Genomic DNA, 14,919 nt, shown 5'->3' with positions numbered 1-14,919 from the left:
CCGGCTGTTCACACCGCCGGAGGGTTCACCACGTCGGAGGGGTCAGGTGGCCTCGAGGTCGTAGGGCACGGCCCCGTCGGGCACGGTGGTCGACGCCGGCTCGGCCACGGTGGCAAGCGCCGTCGTGGGCGTCGCCGACGAGGCATCGCCCGGGGCCGGCTCCAGCAGCGCCTCACGCACGATCCGCCGCGGGTCGTACTGCCGCGGGTCGTACTGGCGCCAGTTGACGTCCTCGAACTCGGGGCCCATCTGCTCCTTGAGCTGCCCCTTCGCGTTGTTGGCCATGTCGCGCACCTGCACGACGACGCGCGCCAACTTCGCGGCGTAGTCCGGGAGCTTGTCCGGGCCGAGGATGATCACGGCCAGGATGACGAGGATGATGAATTCCCAGCCGCCCATGATGCCCATGTGGTGTGGCCCCCCTCAGTCGTCGGACGCGGACAAGGTCATCTTGACATCCTTGACCTGCTCGCCGCGCCGCACCTTCAGGGTGACGGTCTCGCCGACGCTGCCCGCGCGGATGAGGACGATGAGCTCGTCGGGGTCGGAGACCGGTCGGCCCTCGTAGCCGATGATGACGTCGCCGGGCTTGAGGCCCGCGTCGGCGGCGGGGCCGCCGGGGCTGATGGCGCGCTCCTCGTCGAGGATCCGCACCCCTTCGCCCTCGTACTGGAGGTCGAGCATGACGCCGATGATGGGGTGCTCGGCCGTCCCGGTCTTGATGAGTTGCTCGACCGTCTTGCGCACCTGGTCGCTGGGGATGGCGAACCCGACACCGATGTTGCCGGCCTGCCCGGACTGACCGGGCGTCTGGGCGATGGCCGAGTTGACGCCGATGACCCGCCCTCGGGTGTCGAGGAGCGGGCCGCCGCTGTTGCCCGGGTTGATCGCGGCGTCGGTCTGGATGGCGTTGATGTAGGACCGGTCCCCCGCGTCCCCGGCGCTGACCGGCCGGTTGAGGGCGCTGACGATGCCGGACGTGACCGTCGACTCGAGCCCGAGCGGCGCGCCCACGGCGACGACCTCGTCGCCGACGACGACGGCCGACGAGTCGCCGAGAGCCAGGGGCTTGAGTCCGTCGGCGTCGGTCTTGACGACCGCGAGGTCGTAGGACGGGTCGCGACCGACGAGGGTCGCCTTCCGTTCGGTTCCGTCGGACAGTTCGATGGTGATGTCGCCGCCGCCGGCCGCGGCGTCGATGACGTGGTTGTTGGTGACGATGTGGCCCTCGGTGTCGAGGACGAAGCCGGACCCCGTCCCCGCCCCGCTGCTCCCGCTCACCTGAAGGGTCACGACGGAGGGGACGGCCGTGGCCGCGATGTCGGCGATGCTCCCCTTCTCGCGCTCGAACTCCTTCGGCGTCCGGGTGTCCGACGACGTCGGGACGACCCCGCTCGACTCGTCGCGATTCGCGAGCCAGGCGCCGCCGGCGCCGCCCACGACTCCCGCGAGCAGGGCCGCGGCCGTCGTGAGACCGAGAACGGCGCCCCAGCCCGGGCCGCTGCGGGTCGGTGCTGGCTCGACAGCCGCGCCTGCGGCAGCCGCCGGGTCGCCCGGCGCGGTCCACGGCCACTGCTCGGAGGTGTGCGGAAGGGGCGCGGCCGGCGCGTACGACGGTGGCGCCGCGGGCCTGGCCGGCTGCGGGTCGGTCGGCTCGTCACCGGGCACGGAGGGAACGTTGTCGACGTGGTCGGGAACGTCCCACGACGACGTGTGCTGCACCTCGAGAGGGCGGGTGTGGTCCGGCCCCGCGGCCTCGGGCTCGGTGGACACCTGCTCGGTGGGCACCTGCTCGGTGTGTTCAGCGGCAGTGTGCTCCACCGCAGCGTTGTCCAGCGCAGCGCTGTCTGCGGCACCGTTGTCGTCAGCGCTCGGGTCGTGCTGCGGCCGGTCGGGCGTCGACGGATCACTCATGGAGTCGATTGTGCCTTGCCGCCGGCCGGCGGGTGCAGGCCCACCCGGACGGAGACGAAGGCGGCGACGCCGGAAGGCGCCGATGACGTGGGGCCCGAGGCGGGCCCGCCGGGAGCCACCGCCGGTCGCGCCGGCGTGACCGCCGGGGCCCGCGTACCGTCGACCGGCACCGAGGCCACCCCGACACTCCACGCCGCGGCCCCCGCGGCACCGGCCGCGACGGTCGCCAGCAGGACGGCCCGCGCCGCGGACCGGTGGCAGGCGGGCGCCCCCGGCGACAGCACTGTCAGGTCCTCACGCTGGACGTTGGCCTCCCACGGCGCCCCGGACGGGGCATGGTCACCGACGGCGGGCGCCGGGGAGGAAGTCATCTGGCCCATCGCGAGGAGGGACCGGTGCAGGGCTCCGTCGGGCCGGACGCAGTCGCGCATCGCGGCGTGCAACCGACGCTCCGACTGGACGCGCGCCAGGCACGACGTGCAGGTGATGAGGTGACGGTCCCAGGCCTGCGTCCGCGAGACGGGGAGCCGGCCGTCGAGGTAGTCGGCCACGTCCTCGGCGGGGCAACCCCCGGCACCGCGACGCAGCACGGACAGCGCCGCGGATCGGACGGGCCAGGAACTCATCGCGCGCTCGCGGCCGGCCGTGCGACGGGGAAGCCGGAGGCACTGGCGATGCGGCGGCGGGGCGCCGGCGCCTCCGCGGGGTGCTGCGGGGCACGGTGGGCGAGCGACTCACGCAGGAGCGCACGACCCCGGTGGATCCGCGAGCGCACCGTCCCCAGCTTGATGCCGAGCGTGGCCCCCACTTCCTCGTAGGACAGCCCCTCGATGTCGCACAGCACGACCGCGGCGCGGAAGTCGGGCGGGAGCGCGTCGAGCGCCCGCTGGATGTCGTCGTCGAGGTGGGCGTCGTGGTACGACTGCTCCGGTCCGGGGGTGTGGCTCGCGAGGCGGGCCGCGGACTCATCGGTGAGGGCGTCGAAGCGGATCCGCTGCTTGCGGCGCATCTTGTCGAGGAAGACGTTCGTCGTGATCCGGTGCAACCAGCCCTCGAAGGTGCCCGGCTGGTAGGAGTGCAGCGAGCGGAAGACGCGGATGAAGACGTCGTGCGTCAGGTCCTCCGCGTCGTGCACGTTGCCCGTGAGGCGGTAGGCCAGTCGGTAGACGCGAGCCGAGTGCTGCTCGACGACCTCTTCCCACGTCGGCGGCTCCCAACCGCCCCCAGCGGGGCGCGTCGCGTCCACGGGACCTGCGCTGACGTCCTGCACCTTGGCCTCGCTCACGATGTCCACCTTCCGGTGGGGCGAACTGCCCCACACTTCCCCCGACGCTTGATGAGCCTCCATGGTTCCCTCGCAACCTGAGTTTTCGCTGTGGGCGGACGGTGCACGTAATCTGGTTCGTCATGAGCGCACAGAGACTGGCCAGCTGGGGTTACGCCGAGGACTTCATCCCCGAGGACGAGTCCGTGGAGCGCGCCCGTCGAGCCGGCACGGAACTCGGCGCCGTGCCCATCGGCACCGGCACGGGTGCCGTCCTGCGTCTGCTCGCGGCCACCGTCCAGGCGCGCCACGTCATCGAGATCGGCACCGGGGCCGGCACCTCCGGCCTGTGGCTGCTCGACGGCATGCCCGCCGACGGCGTGCTGACCACCATCGAGATCGAGCCCGAGCACGTGCGCTCGGCCAAGGCCTCCTTCGCCGGTGCGGGCGTCCCCACCCAGCGCACCCGCGTCATCACGGGCGCCGCGCTCGACGTGCTGCCCCGAATGACCGACGGCGCCTACGACATGGTCGTCATCGACGCCGACAAGGCCACCTATCCCGAGTACGTCACCCACGCCGTGCGACTGCTGCGTCCCGGCGGCGTCATGGCGCTGGACAACATGCTGTGGCACGACAAGGTCGCGGACCCGGCCACCCGCGACGCCGAGACGACGACGCTGCGCGACCTCGGCAAGACCCTGCGTGACGACGAGCGACTCATCCCGGCGCTTCTGCCGGTGGGTGACGGCCTCTTCGTCGCCGTCAAGCGCTGAGACCCGGAGCGCTCAGGCGCTGATCGGGCCCGGCCCACGGCGAAAACCGGCCGGCCCTTCCGCGATCGCCACGACCTCGAACTCCTCGACGAAGGTGGGGTCCGAGCCGATGATCCGGCTGCCCGCGGAGTTGTGGACGTCCGACTCGAAGCCGGTGCGGAACTCGCTGCGCTCACGCTCGGAGTCGAAGACGTAGGTCCCCTCGAACCACTCGCCCTCCCGCATCCGCCACGTCTTGAAGGCGAGGCCGTCGAGGAACATGAAGTTGGCCATCGAGGTCCCCACGACGTACTCGCGCAGGGTCGCCGCCACGTCCGCCGGCGCGTCCGTCAGCGACCACCGCACGGACAGTCCGTAACCAGCGTTCATGAGCGTCCCTCCAACCAGGTGAGCAGTGCCCGGGCACCGTAGCCCGTGGCACCGCGCGCCAAGATCCCCGTGTCAGCATCCGAACGGCCCGGTCCGGCGATGTCGAGGTGGGCCCAGCGGCGGCTGCCGACGAAGTCCTTGAGGAAGAGCGCGGCCGTGATCGAGCCCGCCCCACCCTGTCCGGCGTTGTTGACGTCGGCGATGTCGGAGGCGATCTGCTCCCGGTAGTCCTCGTGGAGCGGGAACGGCCAGAAGGGCTCACCGGCGGTCCGACCCGCCTCGACGAGTTCGTCGCGCAGGACCTCGTCCACCGAGTAGACGGGCGCCATGCTCCGCGCCAGGGCCACGCGCGCCGCCCCGGTCAGGGTCGCGACGTCGATGAGCACGTCGGGGTCGAGGTGGAGGTCGGCATAGGCGAGCGCGTCGGCGAGAACGACCCGGCCCTCCGCGTCGGTGTTGCCGATCTCGCTGGTCCGGCCGCCGTAGTGGGTCACGACGTCGTCGGGCCGGTAGGAGCTCTCGCCGAAGGCGTTCTCCGCGAGCGGCAGCAGGCCGGTGACCATGACGTCGACGCCGAGGTCACCGCAGGCACCGAGGACGGCCAGCACGATCGCCGAGCCGCTCATGTCCGTGCGCATGGCGTCCATCCCGGCGGCGGGCTTCACGTTGACCCCGCCGGTGTCGAAGGTGATCCCCTTCCCGACGAGGACGACGTGCTCGGTCGCCCCTTCCGGCGCCCAGGTCAGCTGGACGAACCGCGGCGGCGACACCGACCCGCCGCCCACGGCGAGCAGCCCACCGAAGCCTTCGCGCCGGAGGGCTGCCTCGTTCCAGACCCGGACCTCGAGGCCGGTGTCCTTGGCGAGTCGGCGGGCGCGGGCCGCCATCCACTCCGGGTTCTTGATGTTGCTGGGGGTGTTCGAGAGGTTGCGCGCGATGACGCTGGCCCTCGCCCGGACACCGGCCGCGGCCGCCTTCGAGCCCTGCTCGGCACGCTCGCCGGCGACGACGTGGGTCACCCGGGTGGCGCCCCCGCCCTGGCTGATCCCGCCGCCCGTGCGACGCGCCGCGGTGTGGCCACCGAGCAACAACCCCTCGACGAAGGCGGCCACGGTCGCCCCGCTCGTCGGCACGGCCGTGACGAGCTCGGCTCGCCCGCGACCGGCCCGCCCGGCACCGGCACCGGCACGACGAAGGTCGTCCGCTCCACCGACCCCCGTGCCGACGAGCACGAGCTCGGCCACCGGAAGGTCGGCGATGACCGGCAGCACCGTCGTGGCGCCGGGCTTCAGCGTGACGGACGCGGGGTCGCCGAGGACCGTGGCCGGGAGTCCGCAGAGGGCCAAGGTGTCCAAGGCGAGCGCGTCGAGGCCACCGGCGGGGACGCCGAGGACGAGCGCGGGCGCGCTGCTGCTGGGGCCGGCCGACCGATCGAACGCGTCGAGGCCGCCGAGGACGTCGGCGAGGGCAGAGTCGGTGACCACGAGGTCACCCAGGTCGGGGCGCAGGAGGGAGTCGTCTTGGGGCACGCAGCGACCCTACCCAGCCGGGGACGCGAAGGGCCCCGACGGTGTGTACCGTCGGGGCCTTCGCAGGAAGACTTCAGTTCACTTCAGGCCGTCGCAGTTGTCGATGGCCTCGCCCAGAGCGCGGATCTCGTCCGGCGTCATCTCGACGACCAGGCGCCCCCCGCCCTCGAGCGGCATGCGCAGCACAATGCCGCGGCCCTCCTTGGTGACCTCCAGCGGACCGTCTCCGGTCCGGGGCTTCATAGCCGCCATCAGCGTTTCCCTTCGTCGCGCCACCCCGCCGGCGACGCTCGTGTTCGGTGTCGCGGTTGTCGCGACCCCACGTTGTCTGCCATTATCCCGCACCCTCCCCCGTCGGCGAAATCGCGGCAGACTGACGCGCATGCACGCGCGCTCCGCACTCTTCGACCTTTACGGGGATCACCTCCTCTCCCGCGACGGCTGGGCCCCCGTCGCGAGCACCGTCGATCTGCTGGGCGACCTGGGCATCAGCGCCCCGGCGGTCCGGACCGCCATCTCGCGCGTGACTCGCGAGGGCTGGCTGGCGCCGCGTGACGTCGGGGGCGTGCGGGGCCACGAACTCACGGCCGCGGGGCGCCAGCGCATGGTGGAGGCCGGCGCGCGCATCTACGCGGGTGAGCGGGAGTGGGACGGCCAGTGGCACGTCGTCGTCCTCCCAGCCCCCCGCGGACGCACCGAACGGGCCAGGATCGCGCGCTCCCTCTCCTACCTCGGCTACGGACTCCTCGCTCCGCAGACGTGGATCGCACCGCGGCCTTCACCCGACCTGACGGCGACCCTGGGCCGCAACGGCATCGACCCCGAGGCCGTGTCGTTCCTGTCCGCCCAGCTCGACGGACCGGCCCGCGACCTGGCGGCACGGGTGTGGGACCTGACCGCGCTCGACGCGGGGTACCGCTCCTTCCTCGCGGACCTCCCCGAGCCCGTCTCGCCGGAGACTCCGGCGCAGGGATTCGTCGCCCGCTCCGAACTCGTCCACCGCTGGCGCCTCTTCCTCTTCAGCGATCCGGACCTCCCCGCGCCGGCCCTGCCCGTGGACTGGCCGGGCCACGCCGCAGCTCGGGCCTTCCGGTCCGTGGCCGACGCGTGGCTCCCCCACGCGAGCGCGCACGTCGACGCGACCCTCGAGCGCCACGGCGCCCCATCAGGGGATGATGGCGACGGAAGCCACGCCCACCCGTCAGCACGAACCGAGGAGCCCCGTTGACCGTCGAGTCCGCCGCCACCCCCGCCGTCCAGTTCGCGATCGCGGACGGTGTCGCCACCGTCACGATCAACAAGCCGGAGACGATGAACGCGCTCGATCTCGCGGTGAAGGAGGGGCTGCTCGCCTCGCTCCGGCAGGTCGCCGACGACGCGGCGGTGCGCTGCGTCGTGCTCACGGGCGCCGGAGAGCGCGCGTTCTGCGCCGGCCAGGACCTCAAGGAGCACGCGGCCCTGCTCGAGAAGGAGGGCTTCACGCTGAGCTCGACGGTGACCGAGCACTACAACCCCATCGTCGAGCTGCTCGCGACGATGAACAAGCCGGTCATCGCCGCGCTCAACGGGGTGGCCGCCGGCGCCGGGGCGTCCTTCGCCCTCGCCGCGGATCTGCGGATCGCCGCGGACACGGCGTCCATCAACTTCGCCTTCGCGGGCATCGGCCTCTCCTGCGACTCCGGCGCCTCATGGGCCCTGCCGCGCCTCGTCGGGCCGTCGCGCGCGAAGGAACTGCTCCTCCTGCCCCGCACGATCCGCTCCGCGGAGGCGCTGAGTTTGGGACTCGTCACCGAGGTCGTCCCCGCCGCCGACCTCGCGAGCCGGGTGGCCGAGGTCGCCGGCACTCTCGCCCAGGGTCCGACGCTGGCCTACGGCTCCATCCGCCGCGCCGTCGCCCACTCCAGCGGCCACGACCTGTCCGACTCGCTCGCGCACGAGGCCGAACTCATGGCCCTCACCGGCGCGAGCGAGGACCACCGCGCCGCCGTCGCCTCCTTCCTCGCGAAGGAGAGGCCGACCTTCAACGGTCGCTGACGACGCCGGCGAGGAGCGAGTCGACGACGCGCTCGAAGAGTCGTCGCCCCACGGCCGCCGACGGGACGCGAAGGAGTCGGGCCAGGTCCCGCTGACGCGGCCCGAGCTCCTCCGACCAGACCACGCGCGAGCCCGCGTCGCCATGAGGCGACACCTCGATCTCGGCCCAACCGGCCAGGAGCCGACCCACCTTCTCGATCCGCAGGACCCCTGTCGCGCGGGCCGCCGTCGGCGGCTCCCAGCGGGTGACGACCATGGCGTCGACGAGCCGGAAGGGGCCGAGCGCGGTGATCCCCGAGAAGGCCCAACCCACCCGCGGCGCGCCCGCATCGGTCACCATCCGCGTCAGCGGCACGTGATCCCCGTGCGCGCGAAGGTCGGCGACCCGCGCCCACACGTCCGGCACCGACGCCGGGATGTGCCGGACGACGCGGAAGGCCGTCACTGACTGCCGGGGTCCCGCAGCCGGCGGATCTCGCGCTCCTGGTCGGCCACCTGCATGAGCAGCCGATCGAGGACGTCGTCGACCTGGTCCATGCGGTAGCCGCGCAACGCCGTGTCGAAGTGGATCTCGTCGATGTCCCGGGGCGTCAGCAGCCCCTCGGGTAGGTCCACCGGTCCGGTGGAGCTCACGGCTTCGTCGAGGGGGTCGTAGGTGATCCGACCGAGGATCAGCGCGGCGCCGAGACCCGCGACGAGCACGGCGACGGCGATGAAGAAGACCCAGACCATGCTCAGTCCGCCGTCCCGCTCACGGGCATCGTGTGGCGACCGCCCTCGACGTCGGTGACATAGGCGACCGCCTCGTCGACGTCGTCCGTCAGGTGCAGGAGGTCGAGGTCCTTGGCGCTGATGGTGCCGGCGCTCAACGCCGACGACCGGAGCCAGTCGATCAGGCCCTGCCAGTAGTCCACGCCCATGAGGACGATGGGGAAGCTCGTGACCTTCTGCGTCTGTACGAGGGTGACGGCCTCGAAGAGCTCGTCGAGGGTGCCGAAGCCGCCGGGCAGGACGATGAACCCCTCGGCGTACTTGACGAACATCGTCTTGCGGGCAAAGAAGTAGCGGAAGTTGACGCCGATGTCGACGAAGTCGTTGAGGCCCTGCTCGAACGGCAGCTCGATGCCCAGCCCCACGGACGTGCCGCCGGCCTCGAGCGCGCCCCGGTTGGCCGCCTCCATCGCGCCCGGTCCGCCGCCGGTGATGACGGCGTAACCCGCCTTCGCGAGCGCGGCCCCGATGCGCACCCCGATCTCGTAGGTGGGGTGGTCCGGCTTCGTCCGCGCCGAGCCGAAGACGCTGATCGCCTGGCCCAGCTCGGCGAGCGAGCCGAAGCCCTCGACGAACTCGCTCTGGATCCGCATGACCCGCCACGGGTCGGTGTGCACCCAGTCGGACTTGCCACGGGTGTCGAGGAGTCGCTGATCAGTCGTCGTGCCGGGCACCTTCGAGCGCCGGAGCGTCACCGGGCCCTTGTGATAGCGGTAGTCGCCGGACGTCATGCGCTCATCCTCGCTCACGCCAACCACCGCAGCATGGCCGCCTCGGCCTCGACGAGCTGGGCCACGGGGCAGCGCTCGGAGTCGTGGTGGGCGAGGTTGGGGTCGCCCGGCCCGAAGTTCACGGCCGGGATGCCGAGCGCCGAGAACCGGGCCACGTCGGTCCAGCCCTCCTTGGGGCCCACGGGCACGCCCAGCGCCGCGACGAAGTCCTGGGCCGCGGGCAGGTGCAGACCGGGCCGGGCGCCGGCCGCGAGGTCGGTGACCGTGCACTCGTAGCCGTGCAGGACCGCTCGCACGTGCGCGAGCGCCTCCTCCTCGCTCTTGTCCGGTGCGAAGCGGTAGTTGACGGTCACGGTGCAGGCATCGGGAATGACGTTGCCGGCGATCCCGCCGACGATCCCCACCGCCTGCAGGGCCTCGTGGTAGTCGAGTCCGTCGACGTGGACCGTCTCCTCCTCGTAGTCGGACAGCCGCTGCAGCACCTCCGCCGCGTCATGAATGGCGTTGTGCCCGTTCCACGGCCGCGCCGAGTGCGCGGCGATCCCCTTGATCGCGACGTCGACCCGCAGGGTCCCCTTGCAGCCCCCTTCGACGGCGCCGTTCGTGGGCTCCAGCAGGACGGCGAAGTCCGCCTCGAGCAGCTCGGGGCGCTCCAGCCCCAGCCTGCGCAGGCCGTTGTGCTCGGACTCGATCTCCTCCCCTTCGTAGAAGAGGAAGGTGAGGTCACGGGTGGGCTCGGTCACCTGGGCCGCCAGCTTGAGCTGGACGGCGACGCCCCCCTTCATGTCCGTCGTCCCGCGGCCCCAGAGGACCTCCTCGCCGTCGTGCACGATCCGCTTCGTCGGCAGGTTCGGCGGATCGGTGAGCGGCACGGTGTCGAGGTGGCCGGCCAGCACGACCCGCTCCGCGCGCCCCAGCTCGGTGCGGGCGACGACGGTGTTGCCGACGCGGGTCACCTCGAGGTGGTCCAGCGGAGCGAGTGCCGCCTCGACGGCGCTCGCGATGGCGCCCTCGTCGAGGCTCACGGACTCGATGTCGCACAGGGCGGCAGTGAGGGTGACGACGTCCTGCGAGAGGTCGAGGGTGGGCACATCGGGGGTCGGATCAGCCATGCCGGGAGCCTAACCGCCCCGGACGCCGCCGCCGTCAGGGAGCGATTGACGGGCGCACAGCCGCGTCTCCTAGGCTTGCCCCCATGACGACTGCGCGCGCGGCCTGGGGCCACGGACTGGCCACTCTCTCCTCGGACGACCAGGTGCTCGACACCTGGTACCCGGCTCCCGAGCTGGGTGAGGCCCCCGAGGTCGTGCAGGTGCCGGCCGAACTCCTGGCCCTCGTCGGTGAGGACTCCGAGCGCGGCACCCGCACCGAGGTCCGGACCGTCGCCGTCGACCTCGACGCCGCCCCGGCCGACGCCGCCGACGCCTACCTGCGCCTGCACCTGCTGAGCCACCGGCTCGTGCTCCCGAACTCGATCAACCTCGACGGCCTCTTCGGTGTGCTCGCCAACGTCGTGTGGACCAACCACGGCCCGTGCGCCGTCGAGGGCTTCGAGGCCACTCGACTGCGGCTGCGCGCCCGCGGCCCGGTCCAGGTGCTCGGCATCGACAAGTTCCCGCGGATGACGGACTACGTCGTGCCGGCGGGCGTCCGGATCGCCGACGCCGACCGCGTGCGGCTCGGCGCCCACCTCGCGGCCGGCACGACCGTCATGCACGAGGGCTTCGTCAACTTCAACGCTGGCACGCTGGGCTCCTCGATGATCGAGGGCCGGATCAGCCAGGGCGTCGTCATTGGCGACGGCTCGGACATCGGCGGCGGGGCCTCCACCATGGGCACCCTGTCCGGCGGCGGCACCGAGCGCGTCAGCGTCGGCGAGCGCTGCCTCGTCGGCGCCGAGGCCGGCGTCGGCATCGCCCTCGGCGATGACTGCGTCGTCGAGGCCGGGCTCTACCTCACCGCTGGCACGAAGGTCGCCCTCCCCGACGGGACGGTCGTCAAGGCGCGCGAACTGTCCGGCTCGAGCAACATCCTCTTCATCCGCAACAGCCAGACCGGTGCGGTCGAGGCCCGGGACCGCAAGGGCACCGGCATCGAGCTCAACGCCGCCCTGCACGCCAACTAACGGCGGGCCCGCGCCATGTTTCCCGGGAGCGAGGACTTCGTCCTCGCCGAGAGCAGCCGGCCCCCTCGGGCCCGGCGCTGGTTGGCGGTGCTCGCGACGCTCGTCGTCGTCGCCGCGCTCGGGGGCGCGGGGTGGATCTGGGGTCGCGACCAACTGACCGCCCTCGCGACCCCGCGGTGCCAGGCGACGGCGACCGGTGAGAGCGTCACCTTCAGCCCCGAGCAGGTGCACCACGCCGCGACGATCACGGCCATCGCCATGAAGCGCGGCCTCCCGGCCCGAGCCGCGACGATCGCCCTCGCGACGGCGATCCAGGAGTCGAAGCTGCGCAACATCACCTATGGCGACCGGGACAGCCTCGGGCTCTTCCAGCAGCGGCCGTCCCAGGGGTGGGGCACGCAGGACGAGTTGCTCGATCCCGTCTTCGCGACCAACGCCTTCTATGACGCCCTCGTCAAGGTCGACGGCTACGAAAACATGGAGATCACCAAGATCGCCCAGGAGGTGCAGAAGTCGGCCTACCCCGAGGCCTACGCCGACCACGAGCTCGAAGGTCGCCTGCTCGCCTCCGCGATCAGCGGCCACTCCCCCGGTGGCCTCGGCTGTCGCCTGGACGACCCCGAGGGTCGCACCGACACGAAGGCGCTCCAGGAGGCGCTCCAGACCGAGGTCGGCGTCGCGGGGAGCGCGGAGGGCGACACGCTCGTCGTCACGGCCGACAGCGAGCTCGTGGCATGGCGCGTGGGCGCGTGGGCGGTGGCCCAGGCGAAGGCCCACGCCCTCACGTCCGTCAGCGTCGGGACCCACACGTGGACCCGGACGCGGGACGCCTCGGGGTGGGAGTGGAGCAGTGCCGGGGACGGCTCGGGCGACGCGACTCGGGTCGTGCTCACGCTGACGCCCTGAGATCGCGCGACGGGCGACAACCGATCGGGTGAGTGCGGCGTCTTGGTGGTGAGGGGCACGAGCCCCGCACGACCGGGAGGGAACCCCAATGAGCCGCATGCGCACCACCACGGCCACGCTGGCCACCATCGCCGCGATCGCCCTCACCGGCTGCGGGAGCGACGACACGAGTGATCCGGCGGCGTCCGACACCGCCAGCACCTCGGCCTCGTCGACGGCATCCGAGACGACCACGCCCACGAGCTCCAGCACGACGACCACCGCCCCGACCTCCGGCACCGCCAGCGCCACGTCCGACACCGCGACGACGACGGCAACCGGCACGACCACGGCGCCGACGGCCAACGGGTGCGCCGAACCCATCCGTGCGCGCTTCACGACGCACAAGGAGACCTACATGGAGGCGCCCGTGAGCTACCAGCGCCTCGAGGCCACCGACCTCTGCGGGAAGGGGGCCGCCGCGCTGGCGAAGACCTTCAACGCCCAGGTCTCGACGCTGCTGCAGGGCTGGAAGAAGTCCATCGCCAACGGGCCCGAGCGCGACCACAACAAGGGCGGCTTCACCCTCAAGGGCGAGATGGCCGTCAACGAGGGGACGCTCGTCGTCGCGACGACGCGCGCGCACCTCGACCTCGGTGGCGCGCACGGCAACACGCTGCTCGACGACGTCACGGTCCAGACGGACACGGGCACGGTGTGGTCGGACGAGGCGATGGTCGCCGCGATGAAGGCTCCGGGTGGCCCGCGCTGGGACATCGACCGCGAGCTCACCCGGCAAGGCACCCGCGAGACCGGCTCCACGCAGCCGCTCACGCTGGCGGACGTCAACCTCTACCCGACCAAGGGGGGCATGATCGCCACGGCCGACCACGGTCGCGTCTACGCCTCCGTCTACGGCGCCGTGACGATGACCCTGCCGTGGAACACGCTGGTGGGCCCGAAGGACTCCATGCCCTTCATCCTCCCGAGCTGGCGCTGACACATGACGAAGGGCGGTCGCACCAACGGGTGCGACCGCCCTTCGTCATGCGGTGTGGCGGGAAGTCGGAACCTCAGCGCTGACCGATGGCGACGAAGTCGCGCTCCGGCTCGCCGGTGTAGATCTGGCGCGGGCGGCCGATCTTCGTCTCGGGGTCCTGGATCATCTCGCGCCACTGGGCGATCCATCCGGGGAGGCGACCGATGGCGAAGAGGACCGTGAACATCTTCGGCTGGAAGCCCATGGCCGTGTAGAGCAGCCCGGTGTAGAAGTCCACGTTCGGGTAGAGCTTGCGCTCGATGAAGTACTCGTCCTTGAGGGCGATCTCCTCGAGGCGCATGGCGATCTCGAGCATCTCGTTGTCGCCGCCGAGCTTGCTGAGCAGCTCGTCGGCCGTCTTCTTGATGATGGCCGCGCGCGGGTCGTAGTTCTTGTAGACGCGGTGTCCGAAGCCCATGAGGCGGACGCCGTCCTCCTTGTTCTTCACCTTGTTCATGAAGGTGTCGACGTCGTAGTCCGCGCCCTTGATCTTCTCGAGCATCTCGAGGACGGCCTGGTTGGCGCCGCCGTGGAGGGGGCCGGACAGCGCGTGGATGCCGGCCGAGACCGAGTTGAAGAGGTTGGCGTGGGCCGAGCCGACCATGCGCACCGTCGACGTCGAGCAGTTCTGCTCGTGGTCGGCGTGCAGGATGAAGAGCTGGTCGAGCGCCTTGACCACGACGGGGTCGAGGTCATAGGGCTCGGCCGGGAAGCCGAACGTCATCCGAAGGAAGTTCTCCGTGAGGGAGAGCGAGTTGTCCGGGTAGAGGAAGGGCTGGCCGACGCTCTTCTTGTGGGCGTAGGCCGCGATGGTCGGCAGCTTGGCCATGAGGCGGATGGTCGAGATCTCGACCTGCTCCTCGTCGAAGGGGTCCAGGCTGTCCTGGTAGAAGGTGCCGAGGGCGCTGACGGCCGAGGACAGCACCGGCATCGGGTGGGCGTCGCGGGGGAAGCCGTTGAAGAAGGCCCGCAGGTCCTCGTGCAGCATCGTGTGACGACGAATGCGGTCCTCGAAGCCGGACAGCTCGTCGGAGGTCGGGAGCTTGCCGTAGATGAGGAGGTAGGCGACCTCGACGAAGGTCGACTTCTCGGCGAGCTGGTCGATCGGGTAGCCGCGGTAGCGCAGGATGCCCTGGTCACCGTCGATGTAGGTGATGTCGCTCTTGCACGAGGCCGTGTTGACGAATCCGGTGTCGAGCGTGACGTTGCCGGTCGTCTTCAGGAGCTTGGAGATGTCGTAGCCGTTGTTGCCCTCCGTCGCAGGGACGAACGGCAGGTCGAGCGACTGCTCGCCCGCAGCGAGCGTGGCACCGGAAGGTACGTCGTTGGTCATGGTCCTCTTCCTTCGTGTGGGGCCTCGTGGGGCCCGCGCGGTCTGCCCGACCCGGGGTGGGCGTACTCGGGTTTGACGCTACCGCAGCGAGTTGGCTGCGGTGAAACGTGGTCCGGTCTTCCTCACCCCGACGGTCGTCGACGCGCCAT

At 71.6% G+C, this 14,919-nt stretch carries 18 protein-coding genes; 6 read left to right on the top strand and 12 right to left on the bottom strand.

The window, feature by feature from the left end; all coding sequences use genetic code 11:
• Positions 1 to 42: 42 nt before the first annotated feature.
• Genes ACQBAS_RS03030 through sigE form a run of 4 tightly spaced genes read right to left on the bottom strand, consistent with a single transcriptional unit; the run spans position 43 to position 3,199 of the window.
• Complete coding sequence (locus ACQBAS_RS03030; protein WP_427384914.1) at positions 43 to 399, bottom strand: preprotein translocase subunit TatA; 357 nt, start codon at positions 397 to 399, stop codon at positions 43 to 45.
• 24 nt (positions 400 to 423) lie between these two features.
• A complete protein-coding gene (locus ACQBAS_RS03025) occupies positions 424 to 1,914 on the bottom strand; it encodes a S1C family serine protease (protein WP_427384913.1) in 1,491 nt (496 codons plus the stop codon).
• Complete coding sequence (locus ACQBAS_RS03020) at positions 1,911 to 2,540, bottom strand: anti-sigma factor family protein (protein ID WP_427384912.1); 630 nt, start codon at positions 2,538 to 2,540, stop codon at positions 1,911 to 1,913. Before ACQBAS_RS03020 ends, ACQBAS_RS03025 begins: the two co-directional genes overlap by 4 nt.
• On the bottom strand, positions 2,537 to 3,199 hold the full coding sequence (sigE, locus tag ACQBAS_RS03015; protein ID WP_427384911.1) for an RNA polymerase sigma factor SigE: 663 nt from the start codon (positions 3,197 to 3,199) through the stop codon (positions 2,537 to 2,539). Before sigE ends, ACQBAS_RS03020 begins: the two co-directional genes overlap by 4 nt.
• 122 nt (positions 3,200 to 3,321) lie before the next feature.
• Here sigE and ACQBAS_RS03010 point away from each other — a divergent pair, with 122 nt between their 5' ends.
• Positions 3,322 to 3,954 (top strand): O-methyltransferase, encoded by a 633-nt coding sequence (locus ACQBAS_RS03010; protein WP_427384910.1) that lies wholly within the window; start codon positions 3,322 to 3,324, stop codon positions 3,952 to 3,954.
• A 12-nt stretch (positions 3,955 to 3,966) separates the two neighbouring features.
• Here ACQBAS_RS03010 and ACQBAS_RS03005 read toward each other — a convergent pair whose 3' ends face one another.
• The 3 genes from ACQBAS_RS03005 to ACQBAS_RS02995 form a co-directional block, all read right to left on the bottom strand.
• On the bottom strand, positions 3,967 to 4,323 hold the full coding sequence (locus ACQBAS_RS03005) for a hypothetical protein (protein ID WP_427384909.1): 357 nt from the start codon (positions 4,321 to 4,323) through the stop codon (positions 3,967 to 3,969).
• The gene (locus ACQBAS_RS03000; RefSeq protein WP_427384908.1) at positions 4,320 to 5,852 is read right to left on the bottom strand and encodes a leucyl aminopeptidase family protein; all 1,533 of its coding nucleotides are present in this window, start codon (positions 5,850 to 5,852) and stop codon (positions 4,320 to 4,322) included. The genes ACQBAS_RS03005 and ACQBAS_RS03000 overlap by 4 nt, the downstream gene beginning before the upstream one ends.
• A gap of 78 nt (positions 5,853 to 5,930) precedes the next feature.
• Positions 5,931 to 6,104 carry a DUF3117 domain-containing protein gene (locus ACQBAS_RS02995; RefSeq protein WP_427384907.1) on the bottom strand — a complete coding sequence of 58 codons (174 nt, stop codon included), beginning with the start codon at positions 6,102 to 6,104 and terminating at the stop codon, positions 5,931 to 5,933.
• A gap of 130 nt (positions 6,105 to 6,234) precedes the next feature.
• Between ACQBAS_RS02995 and ACQBAS_RS02990 the strand changes: the two genes are divergently transcribed.
• Entirely contained in the window at positions 6,235 to 7,080 is an 846-nt protein-coding gene (locus ACQBAS_RS02990) for a PaaX family transcriptional regulator (RefSeq protein WP_427384906.1), read from the top strand.
• A complete protein-coding gene (locus ACQBAS_RS02985; RefSeq protein WP_427384904.1) occupies positions 7,077 to 7,886 on the top strand; it encodes an enoyl-CoA hydratase/isomerase family protein in 810 nt (269 codons plus the stop codon). The genes ACQBAS_RS02990 and ACQBAS_RS02985 overlap by 4 nt, the downstream gene beginning before the upstream one ends.
• On the opposite strand, the gene ACQBAS_RS02980 is transcribed toward ACQBAS_RS02985, so the two are convergent.
• From ACQBAS_RS02980 to dapE, 4 genes are read right to left on the bottom strand one after another with little or no spacing between them, the layout of a single operon-like run.
• Positions 7,873 to 8,331 carry an SRPBCC family protein gene (locus ACQBAS_RS02980; RefSeq protein ID WP_427384902.1) on the bottom strand — a complete coding sequence of 153 codons (459 nt, stop codon included), beginning with the start codon at positions 8,329 to 8,331 and terminating at the stop codon, positions 7,873 to 7,875. The genes ACQBAS_RS02985 and ACQBAS_RS02980 overlap by 14 nt on opposite strands.
• Positions 8,328 to 8,618, bottom strand: a complete 291-nt coding sequence (locus ACQBAS_RS02975; RefSeq protein ID WP_427384900.1) for a DivIVA domain-containing protein — start codon at positions 8,616 to 8,618, stop codon at positions 8,328 to 8,330. Before ACQBAS_RS02975 ends, ACQBAS_RS02980 begins: the two co-directional genes overlap by 4 nt.
• Positions 8,619 to 8,620: 2 nt before the next feature.
• Positions 8,621 to 9,388 (bottom strand): TIGR00730 family Rossman fold protein, encoded by a 768-nt coding sequence (locus tag ACQBAS_RS02970; RefSeq protein WP_427384898.1) that lies wholly within the window; start codon positions 9,386 to 9,388, stop codon positions 8,621 to 8,623.
• A 14-nt stretch (positions 9,389 to 9,402) separates the two neighbouring features.
• Positions 9,403 to 10,500, bottom strand: coding sequence for a succinyl-diaminopimelate desuccinylase (gene dapE / locus ACQBAS_RS02965; RefSeq protein WP_427384896.1), 1,098 nt, complete (start codon positions 10,498 to 10,500; stop codon positions 9,403 to 9,405).
• Positions 10,501 to 10,583: 83 nt separating this feature from the next.
• Here dapE and dapD point away from each other — a divergent pair, with 83 nt between their 5' ends.
• From dapD to ACQBAS_RS02950, 3 genes are all read left to right on the top strand, one after another.
• Positions 10,584 to 11,513 (top strand): 2,3,4,5-tetrahydropyridine-2,6-dicarboxylate N-succinyltransferase, encoded by a 930-nt coding sequence (gene dapD, locus ACQBAS_RS02960; RefSeq protein WP_427384895.1) that lies wholly within the window; start codon positions 10,584 to 10,586, stop codon positions 11,511 to 11,513.
• A 15-nt stretch (positions 11,514 to 11,528) separates the two neighbouring features.
• On the top strand, positions 11,529 to 12,419 hold the full coding sequence (locus ACQBAS_RS02955; RefSeq protein ID WP_427384893.1) for a hypothetical protein: 891 nt from the start codon (positions 11,529 to 11,531) through the stop codon (positions 12,417 to 12,419).
• A gap of 97 nt (positions 12,420 to 12,516) precedes the next feature.
• On the top strand, positions 12,517 to 13,398 hold the full coding sequence (locus ACQBAS_RS02950) for a hypothetical protein (RefSeq protein WP_427384892.1): 882 nt from the start codon (positions 12,517 to 12,519) through the stop codon (positions 13,396 to 13,398).
• Between the two features lie 73 nt (positions 13,399 to 13,471).
• Here ACQBAS_RS02950 and ACQBAS_RS02945 read toward each other — a convergent pair whose 3' ends face one another.
• A complete protein-coding gene (locus tag ACQBAS_RS02945) occupies positions 13,472 to 14,770 on the bottom strand; it encodes a citrate synthase (RefSeq protein ID WP_427384890.1) in 1,299 nt (432 codons plus the stop codon).
• Positions 14,771 to 14,919 lie beyond the last annotated feature (149 nt).

The organism is Janibacter zhaoxuefangae (assembly GCF_050271985.1).
GTDB lineage: Bacteria > Actinomycetota > Actinomycetes > Actinomycetales > Dermatophilaceae.
This window is presented reverse-complemented; position numbering and strand designations above follow the sequence as displayed.